General features: G+C 70.9%; 27 protein-coding genes. 13 read left to right on the top strand and 14 right to left on the bottom strand.

Annotation, left to right across the window (positions count from 1 at the left end; genetic code table 11):
• Positions 1-157: 157 nt before the first annotated feature.
• Positions 158-988: a phosphoribosylaminoimidazolesuccinocarboxamide synthase gene (locus tag O7553_RS03610; protein ID WP_281553462.1), complete on the top strand. Its 831-nt coding sequence runs from the start codon at positions 158-160 to the stop codon at positions 986-988.
• A gap of 16 nt (positions 989-1004) precedes the next feature.
• Here the strand turns inward: O7553_RS03610 and O7553_RS03615 are convergent, their stop codons facing one another.
• The 5 genes from O7553_RS03615 to O7553_RS03635 all read right to left on the bottom strand — a co-directional run bounded on the left by O7553_RS03615 (position 1005) and on the right by O7553_RS03635 (position 4449).
• Positions 1005-1370, bottom strand: a complete 366-nt coding sequence (locus tag O7553_RS03615) for a hypothetical protein (protein ID WP_281553463.1) — start codon at positions 1368-1370, stop codon at positions 1005-1007.
• Between the two features lie 69 nt (positions 1371-1439).
• On the bottom strand, positions 1440-1562 hold the full coding sequence (locus O7553_RS03620; protein WP_281553464.1) for a hypothetical protein: 123 nt from the start codon (positions 1560-1562) through the stop codon (positions 1440-1442).
• Positions 1563-1565: 3 nt separating this feature from the next.
• Positions 1566-2021 (bottom strand): helix-turn-helix domain-containing protein, encoded by a 456-nt coding sequence (locus O7553_RS03625; RefSeq protein WP_281553465.1) that lies wholly within the window; start codon positions 2019-2021, stop codon positions 1566-1568.
• Between the two features lie 147 nt (positions 2022-2168).
• Positions 2169-3791: an MFS transporter gene (locus tag O7553_RS03630; RefSeq protein ID WP_281553466.1), complete on the bottom strand. Its 1623-nt coding sequence runs from the start codon at positions 3789-3791 to the stop codon at positions 2169-2171.
• 58 nt (positions 3792-3849) lie between these two features.
• Positions 3850-4449, bottom strand: coding sequence for an XRE family transcriptional regulator (locus tag O7553_RS03635; RefSeq protein ID WP_281553467.1), 600 nt, complete (start codon positions 4447-4449; stop codon positions 3850-3852).
• A gap of 100 nt (positions 4450-4549) precedes the next feature.
• Between O7553_RS03635 and O7553_RS03640 the strand changes: the two genes are divergently transcribed.
• Positions 4550-5191: a class I SAM-dependent methyltransferase gene (locus O7553_RS03640; RefSeq protein WP_281553468.1), complete on the top strand. Its 642-nt coding sequence runs from the start codon at positions 4550-4552 to the stop codon at positions 5189-5191.
• Positions 5192-5279: 88 nt separating this feature from the next.
• Here O7553_RS03640 and O7553_RS03645 read toward each other — a convergent pair whose 3' ends face one another.
• Positions 5280-5645 (bottom strand): hypothetical protein, encoded by a 366-nt coding sequence (locus O7553_RS03645; protein ID WP_281553469.1) that lies wholly within the window; start codon positions 5643-5645, stop codon positions 5280-5282.
• 105 nt (positions 5646-5750) lie between these two features.
• On the opposite strand from O7553_RS03645, the gene O7553_RS03650 reads away from it, so the two are divergent.
• Positions 5751-6626, top strand: a complete 876-nt coding sequence (locus O7553_RS03650; RefSeq protein ID WP_281553470.1) for a helix-turn-helix transcriptional regulator — start codon at positions 5751-5753, stop codon at positions 6624-6626.
• Positions 6604-6849 carry a DUF397 domain-containing protein gene (locus O7553_RS03655; RefSeq protein WP_281555451.1) on the top strand — a complete coding sequence of 82 codons (246 nt, stop codon included), beginning with the start codon at positions 6604-6606 and terminating at the stop codon, positions 6847-6849. Before O7553_RS03650 ends, O7553_RS03655 begins: the two co-directional genes overlap by 23 nt.
• An 82-nt stretch (positions 6850-6931) precedes the next feature.
• Here O7553_RS03655 and O7553_RS03660 read toward each other — a convergent pair whose 3' ends face one another.
• Positions 6932-7858 carry a DUF559 domain-containing protein gene (locus O7553_RS03660; RefSeq protein ID WP_281553471.1) on the bottom strand — a complete coding sequence of 309 codons (927 nt, stop codon included), beginning with the start codon at positions 7856-7858 and terminating at the stop codon, positions 6932-6934.
• 156 nt (positions 7859-8014) lie between these two features.
• The gene (locus O7553_RS03665; RefSeq protein WP_281553472.1) at positions 8015-8347 is read right to left on the bottom strand and encodes a YnfA family protein; all 333 of its coding nucleotides are present in this window, start codon (positions 8345-8347) and stop codon (positions 8015-8017) included.
• A gap of 126 nt (positions 8348-8473) precedes the next feature.
• Between O7553_RS03665 and O7553_RS03670 the strand changes: the two genes are divergently transcribed.
• The 3 genes from O7553_RS03670 (at position 8474) to aspS (ending at position 11099) form a co-directional block, all read left to right on the top strand.
• Positions 8474-9304, top strand: a complete 831-nt coding sequence (locus tag O7553_RS03670; RefSeq protein WP_281553473.1) for a class I SAM-dependent methyltransferase — start codon at positions 8474-8476, stop codon at positions 9302-9304.
• Positions 9305-9323: 19 nt separating this feature from the next.
• A complete protein-coding gene (locus O7553_RS03675) occupies positions 9324-9527 on the top strand; it encodes a hypothetical protein (RefSeq protein ID WP_281553474.1) in 204 nt (67 codons plus the stop codon).
• 267 nt (positions 9528-9794) lie between these two features.
• Positions 9795-11099 (top strand): aspartate--tRNA(Asn) ligase, encoded by a 1305-nt coding sequence (gene aspS / locus O7553_RS03680; RefSeq protein ID WP_281553475.1) that lies wholly within the window; start codon positions 9795-9797, stop codon positions 11097-11099.
• A gap of 59 nt (positions 11100-11158) precedes the next feature.
• Here the strand turns inward: aspS and O7553_RS03685 are convergent, their stop codons facing one another.
• Positions 11159-11464: a hypothetical protein gene (locus O7553_RS03685; protein ID WP_281553476.1), complete on the bottom strand. Its 306-nt coding sequence runs from the start codon at positions 11462-11464 to the stop codon at positions 11159-11161.
• A 499-nt stretch (positions 11465-11963) separates the two neighbouring features.
• Between O7553_RS03685 and thrS the strand changes: the two genes are divergently transcribed.
• Entirely contained in the window at positions 11964-13283 is a 1320-nt protein-coding gene (gene thrS / locus O7553_RS03690) for a threonine--tRNA ligase (protein WP_281553477.1), read from the top strand.
• A 12-nt stretch (positions 13284-13295) separates the two neighbouring features.
• Here thrS and glpK read toward each other — a convergent pair whose 3' ends face one another.
• On the bottom strand, positions 13296-14834 hold the full coding sequence (gene glpK, locus O7553_RS03695; protein ID WP_281553478.1) for a glycerol kinase GlpK: 1539 nt from the start codon (positions 14832-14834) through the stop codon (positions 13296-13298).
• Positions 14835-14918: 84 nt separating this feature from the next.
• Between glpK and O7553_RS03700 the strand changes: the two genes are divergently transcribed.
• Together O7553_RS03700 and O7553_RS03705 are read left to right on the top strand one after the other, a co-directional pair.
• Positions 14919-15893 (top strand): alpha/beta fold hydrolase, encoded by a 975-nt coding sequence (locus tag O7553_RS03700; RefSeq protein ID WP_281553479.1) that lies wholly within the window; start codon positions 14919-14921, stop codon positions 15891-15893.
• A gap of 56 nt (positions 15894-15949) precedes the next feature.
• Complete coding sequence (locus O7553_RS03705) at positions 15950-16888, top strand: ribose-phosphate pyrophosphokinase (RefSeq protein WP_281553480.1); 939 nt, start codon at positions 15950-15952, stop codon at positions 16886-16888.
• Here O7553_RS03705 and O7553_RS03710 read toward each other — a convergent pair.
• Positions 16869-17387 carry an ATP-binding protein gene (locus O7553_RS03710; protein WP_281553481.1) on the bottom strand — a complete coding sequence of 173 codons (519 nt, stop codon included), beginning with the start codon at positions 17385-17387 and terminating at the stop codon, positions 16869-16871. The genes O7553_RS03705 and O7553_RS03710 overlap by 20 nt on opposite strands.
• 138 nt (positions 17388-17525) lie before the next feature.
• On the opposite strand from O7553_RS03710, the gene O7553_RS03715 reads away from it, so the two are divergent.
• Both O7553_RS03715 and O7553_RS03720 read left to right on the top strand, forming a co-directional pair.
• Positions 17526-18761 carry a DUF5931 domain-containing protein gene (locus O7553_RS03715; RefSeq protein WP_281553482.1) on the top strand — a complete coding sequence of 412 codons (1236 nt, stop codon included), beginning with the start codon at positions 17526-17528 and terminating at the stop codon, positions 18759-18761.
• 41 nt (positions 18762-18802) lie between these two features.
• The gene (locus O7553_RS03720) at positions 18803-19432 is read left to right on the top strand and encodes a response regulator transcription factor (RefSeq protein ID WP_281555452.1); all 630 of its coding nucleotides are present in this window, start codon (positions 18803-18805) and stop codon (positions 19430-19432) included.
• Between the two features lie 34 nt (positions 19433-19466).
• Here O7553_RS03720 and O7553_RS03725 read toward each other — a convergent pair whose 3' ends face one another.
• Genes O7553_RS03725 through O7553_RS03735 form a run of 3 tightly spaced genes read right to left on the bottom strand, consistent with a single transcriptional unit; the run spans position 19467 to position 21284 of the window.
• Positions 19467-20048: a DUF5709 domain-containing protein gene (locus O7553_RS03725; protein WP_281553483.1), complete on the bottom strand. Its 582-nt coding sequence runs from the start codon at positions 20046-20048 to the stop codon at positions 19467-19469.
• Positions 20049-20076: 28 nt separating this feature from the next.
• Positions 20077-20532 carry a hypothetical protein gene (locus O7553_RS03730; RefSeq protein ID WP_281553484.1) on the bottom strand — a complete coding sequence of 152 codons (456 nt, stop codon included), beginning with the start codon at positions 20530-20532 and terminating at the stop codon, positions 20077-20079.
• Between the two features lie 2 nt (positions 20533-20534).
• Positions 20535-21284 carry an ATP-binding protein gene (locus tag O7553_RS03735; RefSeq protein ID WP_281553485.1) on the bottom strand — a complete coding sequence of 250 codons (750 nt, stop codon included), beginning with the start codon at positions 21282-21284 and terminating at the stop codon, positions 20535-20537.
• 334 nt (positions 21285-21618) lie between these two features.
• Here O7553_RS03735 and O7553_RS03740 point away from each other — a divergent pair, with 334 nt between their 5' ends.
• A complete protein-coding gene (locus tag O7553_RS03740) occupies positions 21619-22968 on the top strand; it encodes a glycosyltransferase (protein ID WP_281553486.1) in 1350 nt (449 codons plus the stop codon).
• Positions 22969-23048: the final 80 nt, after the last annotated feature.

Here is a 23048-nt window from a genome sequence, read left to right on the forward strand (position 1 = left end):
TCAGGGCCAGTACGCGTCGCTTCGTCGGCCCGGGTAACGCCGACGAAGCGGCGGCCGGCCAGGATCGAGCCCCCAACCTGGCCAGCCCGTCCGCCCGCCAGCCCGGGGCGGACGGGCACCCGTCTTCGCCGGCCGCCGTCGTGATGTACTTGCCGACGTGGAGCTGCTGCACTCGGGCAAGGTCAGGGACGTGTACGCCGACGGCAACGACCTGATCCTGGTCGCCTCCGACCGGATCAGCGTCTACGACGTGGTGCTGCCCACCCCGATCCCGGACAAGGGCAAGCTGCTCACCGCGCTGTCGCTGTGGTGGTTCGAGCAGCTCGCCGATCTTGTGCCGCACCATGTCGTCTCCGCCACCGACGTACCGGCCGAGTTCGCCGGCCGGGCCATCCGCTGCCGCCGCCTCGACATGGTGCCCGTCGAGTGCATCGCTCGTGGTTACCTCACCGGACTCGGGTTGAAGGAGTACGAGAAGTCGGGCTCGGTCTCCGGCATCGCGCTGCCCGCCGGCCTGGTCGAGGCGTCCCGGCTGCCCGAGCCGATCTTCACCCCGACCACCAAGGCCCCCGTCGGCGAGCACGACGAGTTCATCACGTACGCCGACGTCGTCACCCAGGTCGGCGCGGAGACCGCCGAGCGGCTGCGGCAGATCACCCTGGACGTCTACCGGCGCGGCGCGGCGCTCGCCGCCGAACGCGGCCTGATCGTCGCCGACACCAAGATCGAGCTTGGTTGGGCCCCCGATGGCACCCTGGTCCTCGCCGACGAGGTGCTGACCAGCGACTCCTCCCGCTTCTGGCCGGCCGACGCGTACCTGCCGGGCCGCCCCCAGTTCTCCTTCGACAAGCAGTACGTGCGGGACTGGGCCGCCGGCACCGGCTGGGACAAGCGCCCGCCCGCCCCGCAGGTGCCGGCCGACATCGTCGAGATGACCCGGGCCCGCTACGTCGAGGTCTACGAACGAATCACCGGCCACACCTGGTGATCCGGGCGCCTCGCCGCTACCGCCGAGCGCGCAGTTCGGCGACGCTGACCCCGAGTCCGGATCTCTCGAGGCGGTCAAGTACGTCGTCGAAGCTCCCAGGCGGGTTGCGCCACGAGTCGGCGATCTGCTGCACCGCGGCGTGTACCGTGCTGCGGTCTAGACTGATCTGGTCGCGAACGAACTCGTCAGGTGACTTCGGGCCGATGTCCCAGCCGGTCAGCTCATCGGCGGGGAAATGTCGGAGGTTGCCGGTGACAGTGAGTTGAGCCCGCGCCCGGATCGCGGCGGCAAGCACGTGACGGTCGTCAGGGTCGGGCAGTTTGAGCGAGTCGACGAGCGGCTCGTAGCCGGTGATCTTCCAGTCCCGGACCGCAGTGCCCATCAACCTTCGTGTCCGTGCGAGTCTGGCCTCGTCGAGGTCTGGTCGCTGCCGGCGTAGGGCGGCGAAACCTCATTGAAGAATCTGCTCGGTCCATTTGGCGTCGACCAGACCTGACTGGGCGATTCGCAGCAGTAGATCCCGTAGCGTGCTCGGGTACGACACGCTCGCGTCGAAGATGACAACGAAGGTCATGACTCAGGTGAGGTCCATCTCCTGGGCGAGCCGGGTCAGCTCATCGGCTGCGGCACGACGGCGGGCGTCGTCCCGGTGTTTGTACGCCAGCAGTGATCCGGCGAGTACCCGCCGGTGGGTGCCCACCCTGCGGAACTGGATCTCACCCGCCTCCAGTAGGCCGATCAGATGCGGGCGGGAAACGTTGAGCAGCTCGGCTGCCTGCTGAGTTGTCAGCTCCGCGTGAGCCGGAACGACCGAGACGCTGTGGCCGTTAGCCATGTGGGCCAGAACGCGCGCCAACAACTCGATGGCTCCACGGGGCACCACGAGTGTGTCGCCAGCGCCGTCCTCCACGAGTCGAACGGCTGCCGCAGCCTCCTCGTGGGTGCGCAGGTAGGCCTGCACCCGCGTCAGCGCCTCAGCTGCCACCTCGACCGACTGCGGATCAGGCGTGACCGGACTGACCGCGAGAGTCATGATCACCTCCGGGAGGGCAGTCGAAACATGTGCAGCAAGTGTGGCAACCGAAACGACTGAGTTCGAGCGTTCGGTGAATCTGGTGGTTGGCGCCCAGACGAACCATGGGCACCAACCACCAGCACGACGACCTGACGCAAAGCGCGTTCAGCCGGCGACCGCGTCCTTCGTGGGATCCCCTGGCGACGGTTCCGGCTGCTCGGCTCGTGGCCGACGCTGCGGACCCCGGGCGAGCACGTAGCCGAACAGGAGCACCATCACCCCGACGCCCACCCACATCGCCTGCTGCCAGCCGTCGACGAACGACTGCTGTGCGGCCCGGACCAGCTCGTCGGCGTACGGGCCGGCGTCGTCGGCGGCGGCGAGAGCGGTGGCGATGCCCTCCCGGGCGGCGTCGGGCGCGTCGACGGCCAGCTCGTCGAGCCGGGTGCCGACGGCGTTGCGGTAGCCGGCGGACACGATCGCCCCGAGCAGCGCGACGCCGAGCGCGGCACCGAACTCCCTGGTGACGTCGTTGAGCGCGGACGCGGTGCCCTGCCGGGCGCGGGGCAGGGCGCTGGTGATCGCCTCGGTGGAGGGGGTCATCGACAGGCCCATGCCGAGCCCCATGGCGAGCATGCCGGGCAGCACCGACAGGTAGCCGCCGTCGACGGAGACGAAGCCGGCCATCAGGGCCAGGCCCGCGCCGCCGAGGAAGATCCCGGTCGCCATGGTGGCGCGGGCACCGACCAGCGCGGCCAGCCGTGGGGCGAGGCCGGAGGCGACCATCATCAGCAGGGCCATCGGCATCATCGCCAGCGTGGAACGCAGCCCGGACCAGCCGAGGACCGCCTGGAAGTACGGGAAGAGCACCACGAAGATGCCGGCCTGCACGCCGAACACCGCGAGCAGCGCCACCGAGCCGCTGGACAGCCCCCGGTGGCGGAACAGTCGGACGTCGAGCAGTGGCGCGCGCCGACGCAGCTCCCAGGCGACGAAGACGACGGCACCGAGGACACCGACGAGCAGACCCGCCAGCGTGGCGGGCGCGGTCCAGCCGTGTTCCGGACCCTCGTGCAGGACGAAGATCAGCCCGACGGCGGCCAGCACCGACGACAGCGAACCGACGGTATCGAACGGGTGGTCCGACTCCTCGCGGGAGTTCGGGACGTACCGGATCGTCAGGCCGGCGGCCACGACGACCAGCGCGACCGGGAGGGCGAACAGCCAGCGCCAGTCCGCCACGTCGACCAGGAAGGCCGACAGGTACATCCCGAGCAGGCCGCCGCCACCGGCGACGGCGGTCCAGACACCGATCGCCCGGGACCGTTCCTTCTCCGGGAAGGTCGAGGTGATCACGGCCAGGGTGATCGGCATGATCATCGCCGCGCCGATGCCGCTGAGCAGTCGTGCGGTGATCATGATCTCGGTCGAGGTGGCGAGGCCGGCGGCGGCGCTGGCGGCCCCGAAGACGACCAGCCCGGCGAGCAGTACGGGTTTGCGGCCCCACCGGTCGCCGACCGCGCCGAGCGGCAACAGCAGTGCGGCCAAGGTGATCGTGTAGATGTTGATGATCCACAGGACGGTGCTCTGCGAAGCGCCGAACGCGACGGCGAACTCCTGCTGGGCGACGTTCAGCCCGGATACGGAGGCGATCACCGCCATCAGCGCGATGCAGACCGCGATGAGGACGGCGCGGCGTCGACGCGGATCGTGGATCGTCGGGTCGGAATCGGCCGCAGCGGCTTCCGTCCCGGCGGACACCTGCGGAGACAGGCTTGGAGAGGTCATGCGGGAAAGCTAACGCCGGCTTGCTCAATCGGCACCAAGGCTTGCAGTAATGGCAAGACTAACTGGTTGGGGCGTCTCCCGACGACTGCGCGTGTGCCCGCTCGCCGTCCTGGTCGAAGATGGTGAGGATCTCCACCGGCCCGTTCACCGCGCCGATGGAGTGCGGGATCATCGTGGAGAACTCTGCCGCGTTCCCTTGGCCGACCGGGATCTGCCGCTCACCCAGGTGCAGCAGTGCGGTGCCGCTGAGCACGAAGAACCACTCCCGCCCTGGGTGCACGCTCAGATGCCCCGGACCGGTACGGCGCTCCGGAGTGATCCGCATCTTCGCCACCATGCTGCCGCCGGGCTGGCTTGAGCCGCGCGACAACACCCAGGTGGCCAGACCCGGCTCCTGGTGCTTCATCGGCCGGATGATCACGTCGGCATCGTCGACCGGCTCGACGAGCTGGTCGACCGTGGTGTCCAGGGCCCGGGCCAGGGCGACGAGCTGGTCGAGGCCGATCCGCCGGTGGCCGGTCTCGATGCGGCTCAGCGTGGACGGGCTCAGGTGGCAGCGGGCGGCGAGGGAGTCGAGACTCCAGCCGCGCGCCTGCCGCAGGCCACGGATGCGCTGCCGGACCACGTCGGAAAGCTCGACCCCTGACACGCCCACCATGCTAGGTGCCCCCGCTGCCGGGCCTCGCTGTTGTACGGCACCTTCTTGCGGAAACCGCATGAACTCTTCCGATTACCGAAAGGCTCACTACCGTCGAAGCATGACCAACGAGACCCACGCGGGCCATCCCGCGTTCAGTGCCGACTGGTGGGAGCAGCACTATCAGGCGCACCCGGCGGGACACGTCTCGCCAGGACCACAGCTGGTCGCCGAGGTTGCGGACCTGCCCCCCGGTACGGCGCTCGACGCGGGCTGCGGCACCGGCGCCGACGCGATCTGGCTCGCCGGCCGGGGCTGGCAGGTGACCGCCGTCGACGCCTCGTCGACAGCGGTCGGCCGCGCCCAGAAGCTTGCCGCGCAGCAGGAACCGGGCGTCGCGCAGCGGATCACCTGGCTCACCACCGACCTGACCAGCTGGGAGCCGTCGCAACGCTACGACCTGGTGACCAGCCAGTACGTCCACCCCGACCTGCCGTTCGACCAGTTCGTGGCACGGCTGGCCGCCGCCGTCGCCCCCGGCGGGACGCTGCTGGTCGTCGGCCACGACCACGCCGACACCCACTCGGCTGCCCACGCCCCACAGGCCGCGTCGATCGGTCTGGACGCCGTCGTCGGCTCTCTACCCGAAGCGCAGTGGAAGGTGGTTGTGGCGGAGTCCCGTACCCGCGAGGTGCACCACGACTCGCGCCAGCTGACCATCCACGACTTCGTCGTTCGGGCCCACCGCACGCCGTTGCCCTGAAGAACCAAGCTATACGTTGCCGGGCTGGCCGATCACGGCCAGCCCGGCAGCCGTTCGTCAGTACGCAGTTAGCCTGCCGGGCGGCGCGTCAGTTCCCGCCGTCGGCGTAGGGCAGCTCCACGTACGCCGTCCAGTAGCAGAGGTCGGCCCGGTGCTCGACCAGCGTGACCGGCTTGCCGCAGTGCTCGGAGATCAGCGTCGCCGCCTCGTCGAGGTCGGATACGTCCGCCTCCCAGTGGTGGTCCAGGTAGAGCTTGAGTCCCGGGTTCTCCCGGCCGAGGTCGAGGATCTCCGCTGCCTCCGGCGGCACCAGGATGACCGTGTAGCGGGCTGCGGTGTGCTCCGCCTCGCTGAGCTGTTCGGGCAGCTCCGGGCCGGGCCGGAAGCGGTCGATCACCGACGGGATCGGTCCCGGGCTGTCCGCCGGGTCGTACGCCCGCACCTTCACCAACATCACTGGCTCACCTCATTCATGCTGTGGCTTGCTGAGGAGCAACGTTGCGTACAACATGGCTACAGGGTTAGGCTCGTGTCAAGAGGTTGGGACAGGAGGATTTCGATGACCAAGCCGACGCCGCCCACAATTGCCATCCGCGGCCTCGCTGGCGAACTACGCGCGCTGCGGCAAGGTAGGAAGCTGAGTGTCCGTGGGGTGGCGGCGAGACTTGGCTGGCCGGCGTCGAAGTTGTCCAGGATGGAGACCGGCCGGCAGGGCAGCAAGCTGGAGGACGTCGCGTCCCTACTGGTCATCTACGGTGTCACCGGTGAGGAACGGCAGCGGCTGCTCGCCATGTCGGAGCGTTCCGAGCCCGGCTGGTGGGAGGTGCTGGGTGGTCTCCCGGTCGAGTCCCGGACGTTGATCCAGTTGGAGGCCGAGGCGTCGGCGATCGTCGACTTCGAGCCACTGCTTGTGCCGGGGCTGCTCCAGACCCCGGACTACACCAGGGCAGTCTTGCAAGGCTGCGGCGTTCCGGAGGCCGACGCGCAGACCAGAGTTACCGCTCGGCTTGGGCGCCAAGCCATTCTGGCGAGGTCCGAACCCCCGGCGCTGCATGCCATCCTGGACGAGTCGGCGCTGCGTCGGCCGCTCGGCGGTCCATGGCTGATGGGCCGGCAACTACGGCACCTTGTCGACGCCGCCGACCGCCCGAACGTCACCCTGCAGGTCGTGCCGTGGTCGGTTGGTGGCTACACGGGTCTGGACGGAGCATTCGCCATCTTGGACTTCCCCCGTAATCGGACGGTTGTGCACCTTGAGCACAAGATCTCCGGATTGTTCCTGGAGGAGCCCGAGCAGGTGAGCTTCTTTCGCGAGGAACTGGATAGGCTGCTCACGGTGGCGCTGAGCCCTGCCGAGTCGATCGACCTGGTGGCCCGGCTCGCGGGAGAACACGAGCGTGAGCGAGGCGAGGATGGACGCAGCCGAACTGCCTGACGGGACGTGGCGCAAGTCGAGTCGGAGCGGTTCAAACTCCAACTGCGTCGAGGTGGCTGGGCTTCCCGGGGTGGTTGGGTTCACTGACCAGGGTGTCTCTGGTGCGCTTGGCGTCGCGGTGCGGGACTCGAAGGATCCGTACGGCCCGGTGTTGTCCTTCTCCGGCGACTCCTGGACCGGCTTCGTGACCGCCCTTCGGCACGGCGGCCCCGCCTCAGCTTGACGTGCTCGTGTCGAGGTGAGGCTGACGCACGTCAAAACGCGAAATGAGGTGCGTCAGCCTCACCTCGACGGGCGCGATGTGGTCAGGTGGCGCGGTCGGCGATCGCGCGCCGTACCTTTTGGGTGACTTGTTCTTTCCGCCGGAGTACGTCGTCGGCTGTGAAGCGGAGCGCGATCCAGCCAGCTTCCCGCAGCGCGTTGAAGCGGTACACGTCCTTGCGGAACGCGGCCCGCTCCCGGTGATGGTCACCTTCGTACTCGATGGCGATCCGCCATTGCGGGTACGCCAGGTCGACCCGGGCGACGAACCGCCCCTTGCCCGCAGAAGGAGCCTTCACCCTGTACTGCGGAGTGGGTTTTGGCAGGCCGGCGTCGTGCAGCAGCAGGCGGAGCCGGCTCTCCATCGGTGATTCACTCAACGGTTCCGCGAGAGCAAGAAGATCCCTGACCTGTAGCAGGCCGCGCAGCCCGGAGCGGGTGTCGATGTATGCGGCAAGGCTGTTGCGTGTGACAAGGCGGCGGTGGAGGAACGCGTCGAGGGCACCGAGCGCAGCGGCACGCGGCAATGATCGGCCCAGATCGAACGCGGTACGGACTTCAGTGGTCAAGGGAAGCCCACTCAAGGAGGTGATGTCGTCCGGGGTGAGCGTCCGGGATGCGTACCTGATCCTGGGGTGCGGATCAGGCCGGGCGGTCTTCGGCAGCGCGACGTGCACCGGTACCACCGTCTGTCTCGGGCCGCGTAGCGGCAGAAGATCAATCCCCCAGAGAAAAGCCGCGCTGAGCTCGTGGATCGCCGCGCCGGGCGGCAGTCGTGCGGCGGCGGCTACACACCACATCCGGTGGTCCTCGGGTCGGTACGAACCTTCGTGCACGTAGACGTCGGGCAGGATGCGGCGCCAGTGCGGGCCGTTGAGCATCCGTCGGGTGATCAGGCCGGCGGCGATGGCGCGGCTGCCGGAGAACGGCTCGAAGCTCAACTCGCGGGGCACCGTGGCGGGGCGGGACATCGGACGAGCTTGCCGGGTCGTCGCCGTCGTTTTCTGCCCGGTACGCCGGTCCAGTCGCGCATCCGACGCAAGAAAACCACCGCAATAGAAACCATCGCCGGCTCCAGACGCACCCGCCGGGTACAGGAGCACTGCCGGCAGCGTGGCCTTCGTAGTTCAGCCGCGTGGGGCGTACATGATGACGGCGACGCCGATCAGGCAGATCGCCGCGCCGGTGATGTCCCAGCGGTCCGGCCGGAACCTGTCCACGACGACGCCCCAGACGAGTGAACCGGCGACGAAGACCCCACCGTAGGCGGCGAGGATCCGGCCGAAGTGCGGGTCCGGCTGCAAGGACGCCGCGAACCCGTACAGCCCGAGCGCCATCACCCCGGCGGCGATCCACAGCAGGCCGCGGTGCTCCCGCCAGCCCTGCCAGATCAGCCACGCCCCACCGATCTCGGCCAGCGCGGCGAGGACGAACAGGACCAGGGATCGCGTGACGGTCACGGCGCTGACCCTACCCAGACCTTCGCCGGCACCTGGGGGCGCCGCACCGCCGTCGTCCGCCGCATCGAGGTGAGGCTGACACACCTCAAATCGCGAAATGACGTGCGTCAGCCTCACCTCGACGGTGTGACCACTCCGCACTTTAAAGACTTGCGTGTGTACGGGAACGCTTTGAGTATCGTGTCCATGACGAGCAGTGACCTATGGGGCGAGCAGGCAGCGCAGGCGTACGACAAGGGCTCGGCCGAGATGTTCGCCCCACACGTACTTGCGCCGACGGTGAAGTTTCTGGCTCAACTGGCCGGCGCCGGTCCTGCGCTGGAGTTCGCGATCGGCACCGGTCGGGTGGCGATCCCGCTTTCCGCGAAGGGCATTCCGGTGAGCGGGATCGAGCTGTCGCAGCCGATGGTCGATCAGCTCCGCCGCAAGGTCCCACTGGCAGACGACCTGCCGGTCGTCGTCGGCGACATGGCGACGGCGACGGCTCCGGGGCGGTTCTCCCTGGTATACGTCGTGTACAACAGCATCGGCAACCTGCGTACGCAGGATGAGCAGGTGGAGTGCTTCCGCAACGCCGCCCGGCACCTCTCGCCGGGTGGGCGGTTCGTCGTCGAGCTGTGGGTGCCGGGTATCCGGCGGTTCCCACCGGGGCAGTCGGCGGTGCCGTTCGAGGTGACGGATCGGCATGTCGGCTTCGACACCTACGACATGGTTACCCAGCAGGGCACCTCGCACCACTACCGCCGGCGCGACGACGGCAGCGCCAGCTACGGTGCCAGCAACTTCCGCTACATCTGGCCGGCCGAGTGCGACCTGATGGCCCGGCTCGCCGGCCTGACGCTGGAGCAGCGGGTAGCGGACTGGGACGGCTCGCCGTTCACCTCCGACAGCGAGAAACACGTCTCCGTCTGGCGCATGCCATCGACTGGCCCGGGGAGCGAGACCGATGAAAGATAGTGGGAACATCGTCGGTGAGGTGGCCGCTGACGCCGATTCCGATCGGCGTGCCGAGCTGCTGGAATCCCTTCGTGATCTACTCGACCGGCTCGACGTCGACCTCATCGAGCAAGACGAAGCCGACGACCACCAGACTCTCGCCGATGGCGGTCGGAATCCGGATGCGGACGGCGACGGTGAGCGGTTAGCGTCTGCAGACAACAGCGACGACGGAGCCGAGTAGCGGTTGCGCCCACCGGAGTGACAGAGAGCCGCCCACAGCTGAGAGGGCGGACTCCGGCCCAGCCGTGAAGACCCTCCTGAGCTGCGGGAAAGAACGGCCCGTCCGGGCTCAGTAGACTCCCGCCGACTCGCCCACGTCACGGGTAAGCGAAGGCCGCGCCACGCGTACACGACGCGGTGGCGCGGTGAAGGTGTGGTGGCACCGCGAGGATCCCGCTCGCCCACACCTCTCTGGGGACGCGTTGCGCACACCGGAGGAGGTCACCACATGCAACGCATCCTTTCCGCTCGTCTACCGGACTTCATTGGCCAGCCCGTACGGCTGGCTGGCTGGATTCACCGGCGGCGGCTGCTGAAATCCGTCGCGTTCCTGATCCTGCGCGACGCCGCCGGGCTCGCCCAGGTCGTCGTCACCGACCCGGCGGTACGGGCACAACTCGAGCACCTGCCGGAGGAAACCGTCGTCGCTGTCGTTGGGACCGCGACCGCCCAGCCGACCGCCCCCGGTGGCGTCGAGGTCACCGGGCCGACGATCACCCCGCTCAGCGACCCGGCGGCGCCCGTACCGTTTGATCTGTATCGGCCGGACCTGCGGGCGAACCTGCCGACGATCCTGGACCACGCGCCGGTCGCACTGCGGCACCCGAAGCTGGCCGCGACGCACCGGATCGCGGCCGCCGCCGTCGCCGGCTTCCGAAAAACACTCACGACGATGGGGTTCGTCGAGATCCACACCCCGAAGATCGTCGGTACGGCGACCGAGAGCGGCGCGAACGTCTTCGCCCTGGACTACTTCGGCCGCCGGGCCTATCTTGCCCAGTCACCGCAGCTCTACAAGCAGATCATGGTGGGCGTCTTCGAGCGGGTTTTCGAGGTGGGGCCGGTGTTCCGGGCCGAGCCGAGCGACACCGCCCGGCACCTGGCCGCGTACACGTCGCTCGACGCCGAACTCGGCTTCGTCGACGACCACCGGGACGTGATCGCTGTCTGCCACGCCACGGTGGCCGGCATGCTGGCGGCGGTCACCGAGCGCGCCGGGCCGGCGCTGGAGCTGCTCGACGTACGGCTGCCGGCGTTGCCGGCCGAGCCGGTGATCGTGCACTTCGCCGACGCCCTCGACATGGTCAGCGCGGCGACCGGCCGGGACGTCACCGGCGAGCCGGACCTGGCCCCGGAGCACGAACGCTGGCTGGGGGAGTGGGCGCTGCGCGAGCACGGTAGCGACTTCGTCTTCGTCGAGGGCTACCCGACCCGGCACCGGGCGTTCTACACCCACCCGGACCCGGCCCGGCCCGGCCACTCCCGGGCCATCGACCTGATCTTCCGGGGCGTGGAGCTGGTCAGCGGCGGGCAGCGGCTGCACCGGTACGGCGACTACGTCGACGCGCTCGCCGGGCGGGGCGAGACCGACCTCACCCCGTACGCCGGTTACCTGGACGCGATGCGGTACGGCATGCCGCCGCACGGCGGCTTCGCGTTCGGGTTGGAGCGGTTCGTGGCCCGGCTGCTCGGCGTACCGAACATCCGCCAGGTCACGCTCTTCCCGCGCGACCTGCACCGCCTCGCCCCCTGACCCTCGACGGTGTCGTCCGGTGTCCCGCGACCAGCAGGGCACCGGACCACCGCCGGTCGTCAGGGTCGCCGGAGCCGGACGGCGACGAAGGACGGCGACTGGCACAGCTTGTGGTAGGCCGCCTCGTCGACATCACGGAGACTGGGCACCGGGCGCGGTTCGACGAGCCGCTCCAGGCGCAAGCCGGCGTCCAGCAGCTCGCCCAGGAACGTCTCCAGCGTCATCCGTTGATAGTGGATCGACATCTGCCCGCCGGCCAGCGAAAGGTCCACCCAGTCGTCGGCGAAGTACGAGCCGCCGAAGTGTCGCCAGTCGGCGGTCGGGTGGGTCGTGGAGACCAGCAGCCACCCGCCCGGCCGGAGCACCCGTCGTAGCTCGCCGAGTAGCTGTCGCGTAGTGCCCGGCCCCGCAGCCGACGTCGAGGATTCGCTGCCCGGCGACGTCCCCGGCGAGGGCGAGCATCGCCGGCCGGTCGGTGTAGGCGTTGTACGGACTGGTGTCGGCGTGTCGGGCGAAGTGGTCGCCGAGCTCGTCGTGGTAGGCGGTGCGGGCGGGCATTCCGACAGCATCCCGCCAGTCGCCATCCATCGCGAACGGTTTGTGCGGAGCCGGCGCGAACGGTTCGGGTGGCGGTGTGCGGCTCAGCCTGATCGTCGGGTGCTGGCGAAATCGGTAGGCGGCGGGGCGGGGCAGGCGTACGATCGCGGCATGGATCTGAGGTTGGCCACGACGACGCCGGGACGTCCCGGCGTACGTTCGCGCTGACCTGATCCTCAGCTGACGAAACGGCCCCGGGCGAGACGCCCGGGGCCGTTTCCGGCTCTCCGTGCGTGTCTCGGCCATGGCCATGACCCAGGAGAAACCGTGAGACACGTCGATCACCGCAAGCTCGGCCGGGAACTCGACCTGTTCGACTCTGATCCGCTGATCGGTGCCGGTCTGCCGTTCTGGCTGCCGGCCGGCGCGGCGGCCCGCTACGAAGTCGAGTCGTACCTACGAGAGCTGGAGCGCCGCGCCGGATACCAGCATGTCTACTCACCGGTGCTGGGTAAACGGCAGATGTACGAGCTGTCCGGCCACTGGATGAATTTCGCCGACGAGATGTTTCCGCCGATGGCGGTGAGCAGGACCGACGTCGACGTCGACGTCGACGTCGACGTCGACGTCGACGTCGAGGACGGGGACGGGCTGGTGTTACGGCCCAGCCTCTGTCCGCACCACGCGTTGATGTTCAAGTCGCGGCAGCGCTCCTACCGGGACCTGCCGCTGCGGATCGCTGAACTCGGCGCCATGTACCGGGCGGAACGCTCCGGCGTGGTCGGTGGGCTGACCAGGGTACGGTCGATCTGGCTGAACGACTCGCACATCTTCTGCGCGGTGCCGCAGGTCGTTGTCGAGATCGCCGACGTGCTGCGGCTGATGCGGCAGGCGCACGACGCACTCGGCGTACGCGTGTCGTCGTACCGGCTGTCGCGTCGCGGTGCCGGCGGCAAGTACGCCGGCGACGACGAGGCGTGGGAGATGGCCGAGCGGCTGCTGCGCCAGGCGTTGGACGCGGCAGACGTCCGGTACGGCGTCGTCGCCGGTGAGGCAGCCTTCTACGGACCGAAGATTGACGTGCAGATCGTCGACCCGGCCGGACGCGAGTCGACCCTGTCCACCATTCAGGTCGACTTCCTTCAGCCGGCCCGCTTCGACCTGTCCTACATCGATGAACGTGGTGTACGGGTCCGGCCGGTGATGGTGCACCGCAGCCTGGTCGGCTCGATGGAGCGGCTGTTCGCGCACCTGATCGAGGTGCACGCCGGTGCCTTCCCGGCCTGGTACGCCCCGGTGCAGCTGTGTGTCCTGCCGGTGGCGACCGATCAGCGGCCGGCCGCTGACGCGCTGGCCAGCGAGGCGAGCGCCGCCGGTCTGCGGGTCGAGGTGGACGTCGACGGCACCATCGGGGCTCGGATCCGGGCCGCGGCCCGGCGCAAGATCCCGTACGTGGCGGTGATCGGCGCGCGGGAGGCGCCGTACGGCCGGGTCGCGCTGCGGTTGCGGGACGGCCGTCAACTGCCGGCGATGCCGGTGGGCGAGGCGATCGCGCTGATCGAATCGGCGGTCGCCCGCCGCTCGGCAGATCTGCTGCCATCGGGCGACCTGCTGCCCGGCGGGGAGGCAGGACAACCGAGCCGATGAGGGGACAGGCCGTCAGTCGTCGACCCAGTCGAGGGTGCGGCTGACGGCCTTGCGCCACTGGGCGTACTCCCGGTCCCGGTGCGCCGACGACATCGCCGGCCGCCAGTGCGCGTCGGCCCGCCACTGGGCGCGCAGCGTGTCCAGGTCCGGCCAGAAGCCGACCGCCAGCCCGGCCGCGTACGCCGCCCCCAGGCAGGTGGTCTCGCTGACCGCCGGGCGGACCACCGGCACGTCGAGGACGTCGGCGAGGAACTGCATCAGCAGCCCGTTGGCGGTCATCCCGCCGTCGACCCGCAGCCGGCGCAGCGCCACGTCGGAGTCGGCGTTCATCGCGTCGACCACCTCACGGGTCTGCCAAGCCGACGCTTCCAGCACCGCGCGGGCCAGGTGTCCCTTGGTGATGTAGCCGGTCAGCCCGGTGACCACGCCCCGGGCGTCGGCCCGCCAGTGCGGGGCGAACAGTCCGGAGAACGCCGGCACGATGTAGCAGCCGCCGTTGTCGTCGACGCTGCGGGCCAGCTGCTCGATCTGCGCCGCGCTGGAGATCAGCCCCAGATTGTCGCGGAGCCACTGCACCAGCGAGCCGGTCACCGCGATCGCACCTTCGAGCGCGTAGTGCGCCGGGGCGTCACCGATCTGGTAGGCCACCGTGGTCAGCAGCCCGTGTTGCGAGGTGACCGCACTCGTACCGGTGTTGAGCAGTAGGAAGCTGCCGGTGCCGTAGGTGCATTTCGCCTCGCCGGGCTGGAAGCAGGTCTGCCCGAACAGCGCCGCCTGCTGGTCACCGAGCGCACTGGCGACCGGCACGCCGGCCAGCGCACCGCCAGCCACTGAGCTGTCCGCCGTACCGTAGATCGAGGCCGACGGGACGATCTGCGGCAGCATCGCGGCCGGAATGCCCGCCGCGGACCGGATCTCCTCGTCCCAGCGCAGCGTGCGCACGTCCATCAGCAGGGTACGGCTGGCGTTGGTGACGTCGGTGACGTGCCGGCCGGTGAGCTTCCAGATCAGCCAGGACTCCATCGTGCCGAACAGCACCTCGCCGCGTTCGGCCCGCTCACGCAGCCCGTCGACGTGTTCCAGCAGCCACATCGCCTTCGGCCCGGCGAAGTACGTGGCCAGTGGCAGCCCGGTGCGTTCCCGCAGCCGCTGCTCGCCGACGGCCGCGCCGAGCCGCTGCAGCTGCGGCCCGGTGCGGGTGTCCTGCCAGACGATCGCGTGGTGCACCGGGCGGCCGGTGGCCCGGTCCCACACCACGGTGGTCTCCCGCTGGTTGGTGATGCCGATCGCGGCGAGCTGGCCGGCACCAGCGCCGGCACCAACGCCGGCATCGGCCAGTGCCTGCCGGACCACCTGCTCGACGTTGGCCCAGATTTCCTCGGCGTCGTGCTCGACCCAGCCTGGCCGGGGGAAGATCTGCCGGTGCTCCCGCTGCGCCATGGCGACGATCGCGCCGTCCGCATCGAAGACGATGCACCGCGACGAGGTGGTGCCCTGGTCGATGGCGGCGACGTACCGTCCGGCGGTGGCCACGCTGGTCTGCTCCGTCATCGGGCCAGTATGGCCGTAGCCAGGGCCGGCATGGCCGCAGACATCGGTCCCCGTCGGGTCGGCCGGCGCTGGTAGCGTGCCGCCATGGCCTGGTTCGATCTTCCCCTCGATCAGCTGCGGCGCTACCAGCCTGAGCTGTCACCCCCGGCGGATCTGCGCGAGTTCTGGGACGAGACGCTGTCCGATGCCCGGTCGATGGCGGTGCCGCCGGTGGCGACCCCGGTGGAAACCGCGCTGCGCATGATCAACACGTACGACGTCAGCTTCACCGGCTTCGCCGGCCAGGAGATCAAAGGCTGGCTCAACGTGCCGTCGGGCGCCGCCGGGCCGCTGCCGGTCGTCGTCGAGTTCATCGGGTACGGCGGCGGCCGCGGCCGCCCACACGAGTGGCTGCTGTGGGCCTCGGCCGGCTTCGCCCACCTGGTCATGGACACCCGGGGCCAGGGCGGGTCGTGGCGCGGCGGGGACACCCCGGACGCCGGGCCGGACGGGTCCGGGCCGACCACGCCGGGCTACCTGACCCGGGGTGTGCTGGACCCGGCCGGCTACTACTACCGCCGGCTGATCACCGACGCGGCCCGAGCGGTGGAGATCGCCCCTGACCTGCCCGATGTCGACCGGTCCCGGATCGCCGTGGTCGGGACCAGCCAGGGCGGCGGGTTGGCGCTGGCCGCCGCCGCGCTCGCCGGGGACCGGGTCGGCGCGGTGGTGTCCCGGGTGCCGTTCCTGTGCCAGATCCGCCGCGCCGTCACGATCACCGACGCCGACCCGTACAACGAGCTGGTCCGGTTCTGCCGGATCCAACCGGAGCGGGCCGCGGCGGCGTTCACCACGGTCGACTACGTCGACGCCGCGCACCTGGTGCCGTGGGCCACCGCCCCGGCGCTGTTCAGCGCGGCGCTGATGGATCAGACCTGCCCGCCGTCGACAGTCTTCGCCGCCCACCACGCGTACGCCGGCCCGAAGGAGATCGAGGTGTACGAGTGGGACGGGCACGAGGGTGGCCGGGCGCACTTCGACCAGCTGTCGATCGAGTTCGTGCGCAAGCAGCTCGGCTGAGCCCGGCCGAGGGTCTCGCCGACTGCGCCCGTCCGGGGCTGACCTACCATCACCTGGTGCGTGACATCGCAGTGTTCAGTGGCAGCGCCCACCCCGAGCTGGCTGCGGAGATCTGCACCCACCTCGACGTGCCGCTGCACCCGGTGCGGGTGTCCCGGTTCGCCAACGACTGCCTGGAGGTGCAGCTGCAGGCGAACTGCCGCGAACGGGACGTGTTCCTGATCCAGCCGCTGGTGCCGCCGGTGCAGGAGCACCTGGTGGAGCTGCTGCTGATGCTCGACGCCGCCCGGGGCGCCTCCGCCGGCCGGATCACCGTGGTGCTACCGCACTACGCGTACGCCCGGTCGGACAAGAAGGACGCCCCACGGATCTCGATCGGTGCCCGACTCGTCGCCGACCTGCTGGTCTCCGCCGGTGCCGACCGGGTGCTCGCGATGACGCTGCATTCCCCGCAGGTGCACGGCTTCTTCAGCGTTCCCGTCGACCACCTGCACGCGCTGCGCGAGCTCGCTGCGCACTTCCACGACCAGGACCTGACCGACACCGTGGTCGTCTCACCCGACCTGGGCAACGCCAAGGAAGCCGCCGCCTTCGCCCGGATGCTCGGTCTGCCGGTCGCGGCCGGGGCCAAGCAGCGGTTCAGCGACGACCGGGTGCAGATCAGCGCGGTGATCGGCGACGTCGTCGACCGCGACGTGATCGTCCTCGACGACGAGATCGCCAAAGGCAGCACGGTGATCGAGCTGATCGACCACCTGCGGGAGCTGAAGGTCCGGTCGATCCGCATCGCCTGCACCCACGGGCTGTTCTCCAGCGGTGCGCTGGACCGACTCAGCGACCAGGACGGCGTGCTGGAGATCGTCTGCACGAACACGGTGCCGATTCCGGCCGCCAAACGGGTGCCGAAGCTGCAGGTGCTCTCCGTCGCGCCGGCGCTGGCCGAGGCGATGCGCCGGATTCACAACGGCGAGTCGGTCAGCGCCCTGTTCGGCTGACCGGATCGTCCACCCCGGCCCCGGACGCCGCAGTCTCGGACATCCCGGCCCCGGACGCCGCAGGGCCGGACAGTCCGAGGCTGATCCGTACCGTGGTGCCCTCCGGGCCGGTGGCGACTGCCATGGTGTCGGTCAACCGCTCGGTGAGCCACAGTCCCCAGCCGCCCGCCGTGTTCGGCGCCGGGCGGTCCCGGTTGCGCAGCCGGTCGGACCCGATGCCCTGCCCGTTGTCGGCGACCTCGCAGTTCATCGACTGTGTGTCACGCCACATCCGCAGCCAGCCCTGGCCGCCGCCGTGCCGGACCGCATTGGTGATCAGCTCGTTGACGGCCAGCACGAAATCGTCGAGCCGCTGGCCGCTCATCCCGGCCGAACTGGCGCACGATGCGACGTGATGTCGCAGGTCAGTGACCTGCGACCGGTCGAAGGCCTCGCTGAGCAGATCCATCGGGTCGATAGGCACGACCGTACGCGATGACGGGGGATCTGCGTCGGTCATGGCCCATCCGGCTGCTGATCGTCAGTGCTTTCGCGGCATTCTCACCCTACGTTGACCTGTGGGGAAATGCACATCGGTCCGGGCGTGTTAGGCCGACCAGCCCTCGCCGGCCGCTCGGCTGTGTGCCATCGTCGGCGGGTGCGGCAGAGCCCCGCCCCGGTAGGCACCCTGATCGTCCCGTTGTGGCGGGCTCTCGCGGTGTTCCGGTTCACCGCCCTCGGCTATGTGCTGGTGCTGTACGCGCGCAACGCCGCCGACTACGCCCATCCGCTCGTCGCCGTCCCGGTCCTGCTCGGCATGATCGCCTGGACGGTCGCCGCCAGCTGGGCGTACGCCCGGCCCCACCTGCGTCGCTGGCCGCTGCTCGCCGCCGACCTGTTCGTCGCGTTGGTCCCGCTGCTGGTCAGCCCGTGGATCATCGGGCGGCCCGCGTTGGCCGGCGGGGTGCCGACCATCGCGGTCGCCTGGCTCGCAGGTCCGGTGCTGGCCTGGGCGGTCGCCGGTGGCCGGCGCCTCGGGGCGACCGCCGCCCTGGTGCTGACCGCCGCCGACCTCGCGGTACGGGACCGGCTCAACGAGTCGTCGGTCACTCCCGGTGTGCTGATGCTGCTGGCCGGCATCGCCGTCGGGCACGTGGCCCGGCTGATCGGCGCGGCCGAGGACCGGTTGCAGCGGGCGGTCGAGCTGGAGGCGGCGACCCGGGAGCTGGCCGCCGCGACCCGGGAGCGGGAACGGCTGGCCCGCGACATCCACGACTCGGTGCTGCAGGTGCTGGCGATGGTCGCCCGGCGCGGGGCCGACCTCGACGGCGAGGCCGGTGAGCTGGCCCGGCTCGCCGGGGAGCAGGAGGCCGCGTTGCGGGCGCTGGTCACCAGCCGGGTCACCGTACCGCCGGACAAGCCCGCCGCGACGGCGGCGGACGGGCGGACAGCGGCCGACCCGCCGGCGGCGCTCGTCGCCGGGCCGGTCGACCTGCGGTCGGTGGTCAACGGGTACGCGTCGTCGCGGGTCTCGGTCGCCACCCCGGCCGAGCCGGTGCTACTGCCCGGTCGGCTCGCCGCCGAGCTGGGTGCGGCGCTCGGTGCCGCGGTCGACAACGCGGTGCGCCACGGCGGTCCGCAGGCGCGGGTGTGGGTGCTGGTCGAAGAGGAGCCGGACGCGGTTACCGTGTCGATCCGGGACGACGGGTGCGGCATCCGACCCGGTCGGCTGGCGGAGGCGGCCGCGCAGGGTCGACTCGGGGTGAGCCAGTCGATCGAGGGGCGCGTCGCCGAGATCGGCGGCACGGTACGGATCGTCTCGGAGCCCGGCGCGGGCACCGAGATCGAGCTGCGGGTGCCGAGCCCGGACACGACGGTGGAGGAGTACGGGTGACGGCAGGTGCGCCAGCGGATGCGGTGGATCCGATCCGGGTGATGGTGGTCGACGACCATCCGATGTGGCGGGAAGGGGTGGCCCGGGACCTGACCGAGGCCGGCCACGAGGTGGTCGCCACCACCGGGGAGGGGCGCCAGGCCGTGCGGATCTGCGCGGCGGCCCGACCTCAGGTGGTGGTGCTGGATCTGCAGTTGCCCGACATCTCCGGGGTGGAGGTGATCCGCGGCATGCTGGCCGAGCAGCCCGGCGTCCGGGTGTTGATGCTGTCGGCCAGCGGAGAACAGCAGAGCGTGCTCGACGCGGTCAAGGCCGGCGCGACCGGCTACCTGCTGAAGTCGGCCGGCCCGGGGGAGTTCCTCGACGCGGTCCGGCGGACCTCGACCGGGGAGGCCGTCTTCACGCCGGGACTGGCCGGACTGGTGCTCGGCGAGTACCGCCGGCTGGCCGCCGCCGCGCGGCCCGCCGGGGACGAGCCCCGGCTCACCGACCGGGAGACCGAGGTGCTGCGGCTGGTCGCCAAAGGGTTGTCGTACAAGCAGATCGCTGGCCGGCTGGGGCTGTCCCACCGGACGGTGCAGAACCACGTGCAGAACACCCTGGGCAAGCTGCAACTGCACAACCGGGTGGAGCTCACCCGGTACGCGATCGAACGGGGCCTGGACGACTGACGGAACCGTCGCCAGCCGGCTGGCGACAGCTCCGTCAGCGCCCGATCGGGTGGTCCTCGGGCGACTCGGCCTCGTGGACCGCCAGTTCCTCGGCACTGGCCCCGCCACCGGCGGCTCCCGCGTCGGCAGCCACCGAGTCCGGTTCGTCGTCGGTGTGCGCTCCCTCGTCGGCTTCGACCAGCCGCCCCACCGTTCCGTTGTCCGCCCCACCGAGCCGACCGTGGTCGTAGAGCGAGACCGGTGAGTTCGGGTCCGAGTACGGGCCGGGGTCGAGCACGTCAGCGTCGCGTTGCGCCTGGGCGGCGGCCTGTTCGCTGTTGGCCTCGTCGCCGAGCGCCTGGTCGACCGGCCCACTGAGTGGATCGTCCACCGGCCTGCCCAGCGCCTCACGGGCGAGTTTGTAGTCCAACGACTCCCCGTCGAGCTGTTCCTGGGCGGTGTTGCCGAAGTGGTCCACCGCCACCGGCACGTCGCCCGGGATGCTCTCCGGGTCCGGACCGTCGGCCTCGCGGCCGCTGGCCACGTCGTCGTACGCGGTCGAGTCGTCGTCCGCGGTCTGCGGGATTCCTTCGGACTCCGGGTCGGAAACCGGCCGGGGGAAGTCGTCTGTACGCATGCCGTCCCATTACCCGGGTCGGTGGCGGTCACACACCTGGCCGGGGCGGGTCGGGGCGCCGGCGCGCCGGCGGCGGCGCGTCGTCACCGTCCGCGCCGGTCGGCACGGCCGGGTCGCCGACCGGTGCCGCCGGCGTCGCCGTGGTCCGACCGGCCGGCACCTGGTACGGGTGCGAGGCGGTGGTCGCAGATGATCCGCTCACCACGTCGGCGGCGAACTCCTCGTCCGCCGGCCGTCCCGGGTGGTACCCGAGGTCGGTCCCGGGCCGTTGACCGGCAGGCGCCACCGCTGGCCGTACCCGCACCGGGCCGGCGGCCGGCGGCTGGCCCATCGCGGCTCCGGCCGTCGGCTGGTCCACGGCCGGCCCCGTCGTGACGTCGGTTCCGCCGGACCTGGCCCGGCTGCCGAGCAGGTAGCCGACCGCCACCCCGGCCAGCAGCAGGGCGAGCCGGGCCGGGCCGGTCGAACTGTCGTGCCGTCCCACTGTCAGTCTCCGTCCTGTGGATGGTCCGCCGGATCGATGGCCGCCCAGACGAGTTTGCCGCCGCGCAGCGGGGTACAGCCCCACCGCCGCGCCACCGATTCGACCAGCATCATGCCCCGACCGCCCAGCGCGTTCGGTGCCACCGGGACCGGCCCGGCCGGGGTGGGCAGGCCGTCCGAGCCGTCGCGCACCGACATCCGCAGCCGGCCGTCCCGGAGGCCGATCCGCACCGACATCGGCGTGCCGGCGTGCACCACCACGTTGTTCACCAGCTCGGTGAGCGCCACGGCGGCCGGATCGGCCAGCTGCGGCAGCCCCCACCGGCGGCAGCCCTCGGCGAGCAGCGCCCGTGCGGTCCGCGCCGCTCCGACGACCGGATCCAGCTCGGCGCTCAGTGGCGCGGCCGGCGGAGCGCCGTCGACCAGCGCCGCCGCCAGGGTGGTGTCGGGCAGTACGGTCAGCCCTGCCGCAGACCAGGCCCGGCCGGTGCCGGGTGGCGCGGCGCAGCAGACGAAGCCGCCGGCCGGCCACTCGGCGACCGTACGGGCGAGCTCGCCGAGCCGCAGCAACGCGGCGGGCGCGGCGTCGCGTACTGCGGAGACGTCCACCGCGACCGGGGCCGCCCGGTCGGCCAGGCAGTCCAGCAACGCTGCTCGGACGTCGTCGACGGCGTGCCGGTCCAGCACCCCGACCAGCCGGATCACCGGATCGGTCGGGTCGCACTCCAGCACGCATCGCAGGTCGGTCGGCACGTTTCTCCTCCCGGCACCCCGTACCGGCCCGGCGACAAGGACATCGGGCCCGGTCCCATCAGGCCCGATCGTCAGCCGCCCCGACGTACCCGTTGGGCGGAAGCGGCTGCTCTGCGTCCCGGTCGCTGCCATGCGTACGGGTACCCCGATTTGGGCGTGTCATACCACCGGCGTGGTCGTCGTACTTCACCCGTGGATCTCACCCGAGGGTGGTGCTCGCCGGAACCGGAGGAATCCTCGTACCGCAGGGGTTAGAAAGAACCGCTAGCACCCGTGACGAGCAACGGAGGTGAAGATGCGCGTCGGTCTGGTGTCTGCCCACGATGGAGCTGCGATGGGTCACCCCGTACACCGTGACCTCGCACAGCGTGACCCCGGACGTCTCGGCACCGCCGGGCAGCCGGTCACCGGCACCCGGCAGCACGTCGCCCGGCTCGCCACCGAACTGGCCGCTCTCGGCCACGACGTCCGGGTCTACCAGCGGCGGACCGGACCGGACGAGCCGGACGGCGAGTCGTCGTCCGGCTACCAGTTGGTCCGGGTGCCGGTCGGTCCGCCGACCAGGCTCGGCACCGCCGCACTGCTGGCCCACCTGCCGGAATTCGGGCGCTGGCTGGCGGGTCAGTGGGACGACGGGGAGTGGACGCCGGACGTGGTGCACGGGCACTTCTGGCCGGGTGGTCTCGCGGCCGCCAGCGCGGTCGGCCGCAGCCGGGTTCCGCTGGTGCAGACCTTCCACAGCATCGGTGGTCAACAGCAGCGGCAGTTGGGTCCGGGCTACCGGGGGCCGCGGCAACGGATCGCGCTCGAGCAGGCGCTGTGCCGGGTGGTCGACGCGGCCGTCGCGCAGTGCAACGAGGAGGTGGACGAACTGGCCCGGATGGGGCGGGACCGCGCGTCGGTCGCGATGATTCCCCCTGGGGTGGACACCGTTCGGTTCGCGCCGGACCCCACGCCGCCGGTCCGGCGGCGTCGCCGGCTGCTCGCCGTCGGCGACCTCACCCCCGGCTCCGGGCATGACGAGCTGATCGGCGCGCTCCGGTTGGTCGGCGACGTCGATGTGCTCATCGCCGGCGGGCCCGACCGGGCCGAGCTGGCCGGGCATCCGGAGGCGCGGCGGCTGCGGGAGGTGGCCACCCGGTACGGGGTGGCCGACCAGATCGAGCTGATCGGCGCGGTTCCGGCCGGGGAGATGCCGCAGCTGTACCGGTCGGTCGATGTGGTCGCCTGCACCAGCCGGTACGTGCCGGTGGGCACGGTGGCGTTGGAGGCGATGGCGTGCGGCGTGCCGGTGGTGGGGTACGCCCACGGCGGGGTGGCCGATTGCGTGGTGGACGCGGTGACCGGTCGGCTGGTGCCGCCTGGCGACGTCCGGGCGCTCGGCGTCGCGCTGCGGCGGCTGCTCGCCGATGAGGCCGAGCGGTTCGCGTACGGGCACGCGGCGGTCGACCGGGTCCGGTGCCGGTACGGCTGGGACCGGACCGCCGCCGCCATCGAACGGCTCTACCAGCGGGTGCTCGGGTTGCGCCACGGCGGCCCGGTGCCGGCGGGGTCGAGCGGCGTCGTCTCCGGGCAGTTGCCCGACGGCGATTCGGTCGAGCCGGTCGATGTGGAGATCGATCTGGCGGGGATCGAGGCGACCGCACCGGCGGAGGCCGCCGCCACGCCGATCCGGGCCGGCTGACCTGTGCTGTCGGTCCGGTCTGCCTGGCCCGGGCTGCCGGCCCAGGCCGGCCGCGTGGTCTCGGGCGCGTGCTGGGTCGT

The organism is Solwaraspora sp. WMMA2059, assembly GCF_027497315.1.
Classification (GTDB): Bacteria; Actinomycetota; Actinomycetes; order Mycobacteriales; family Micromonosporaceae; genus Micromonospora_E.

Bases quoted from the DNA above. Each gene is read 5' to 3' on its own strand.
- O7553_RS03625 (WP_281553465.1), bottom strand. From the start codon at position 2,021: ATGACTCTCGCGGTCAGTCCGGTCACGCCTGATCCGCAGTCGGTCGAG.
- O7553_RS03725 (WP_281553483.1), bottom strand. From the start codon at position 20,048: ATGCGTACAGACGACTTCCCCCGGCCGGTTTCCGACCCGGAGTCCGAA.
- O7553_RS03710 (WP_281553481.1), bottom strand. From the start codon at position 17,387: ATGACCGACGCAGATCCCCCGTCATCGCGTACGGTCGTGCCTATCGAC.
- O7553_RS03635 (WP_281553467.1), bottom strand. From the start codon at position 4,449: ATGGTGGGCGTGTCAGGGGTCGAGCTTTCCGACGTGGTCCGGCAGCGC.
- O7553_RS03700 (WP_281553479.1), top strand. From the start codon at position 14,919: ATGGCCTGGTTCGATCTTCCCCTCGATCAGCTGCGGCGCTACCAGCCT.
- aspS (WP_281553475.1), top strand. From the start codon at position 9,795: ATGCAACGCATCCTTTCCGCTCGTCTACCGGACTTCATTGGCCAGCCC.
- O7553_RS03740 (WP_281553486.1), top strand. From the start codon at position 21,619: ATGGGTCACCCCGTACACCGTGACCTCGCACAGCGTGACCCCGGACGT.
- O7553_RS03655 (WP_281555451.1), top strand. From the start codon at position 6,604: ATGGACGCAGCCGAACTGCCTGACGGGACGTGGCGCAAGTCGAGTCGG.
- O7553_RS03615 (WP_281553463.1), bottom strand. From the start codon at position 1,370: ATGGGCACTGCGGTCCGGGACTGGAAGATCACCGGCTACGAGCCGCTC.
- O7553_RS03640 (WP_281553468.1), top strand. From the start codon at position 4,550: ATGACCAACGAGACCCACGCGGGCCATCCCGCGTTCAGTGCCGACTGG.
- O7553_RS03660 (WP_281553471.1), bottom strand. From the start codon at position 7,858: ATGTCCCGCCCCGCCACGGTGCCCCGCGAGTTGAGCTTCGAGCCGTTC.
- O7553_RS03650 (WP_281553470.1), top strand. From the start codon at position 5,751: ATGACCAAGCCGACGCCGCCCACAATTGCCATCCGCGGCCTCGCTGGC.
- O7553_RS03720 (WP_281555452.1), top strand. From the start codon at position 18,803: ATGGTGGTCGACGACCATCCGATGTGGCGGGAAGGGGTGGCCCGGGAC.
- glpK (WP_281553478.1), bottom strand. From the start codon at position 14,834: ATGACGGAGCAGACCAGCGTGGCCACCGCCGGACGGTACGTCGCCGCC.
- O7553_RS03620 (WP_281553464.1), bottom strand. From the start codon at position 1,562: ATGACCTTCGTTGTCATCTTCGACGCGAGCGTGTCGTACCCGAGCACG.
- O7553_RS03630 (WP_281553466.1), bottom strand. From the start codon at position 3,791: ATGACCTCTCCAAGCCTGTCTCCGCAGGTGTCCGCCGGGACGGAAGCC.
- O7553_RS03645 (WP_281553469.1), bottom strand. From the start codon at position 5,645: ATGTTGGTGAAGGTGCGGGCGTACGACCCGGCGGACAGCCCGGGACCG.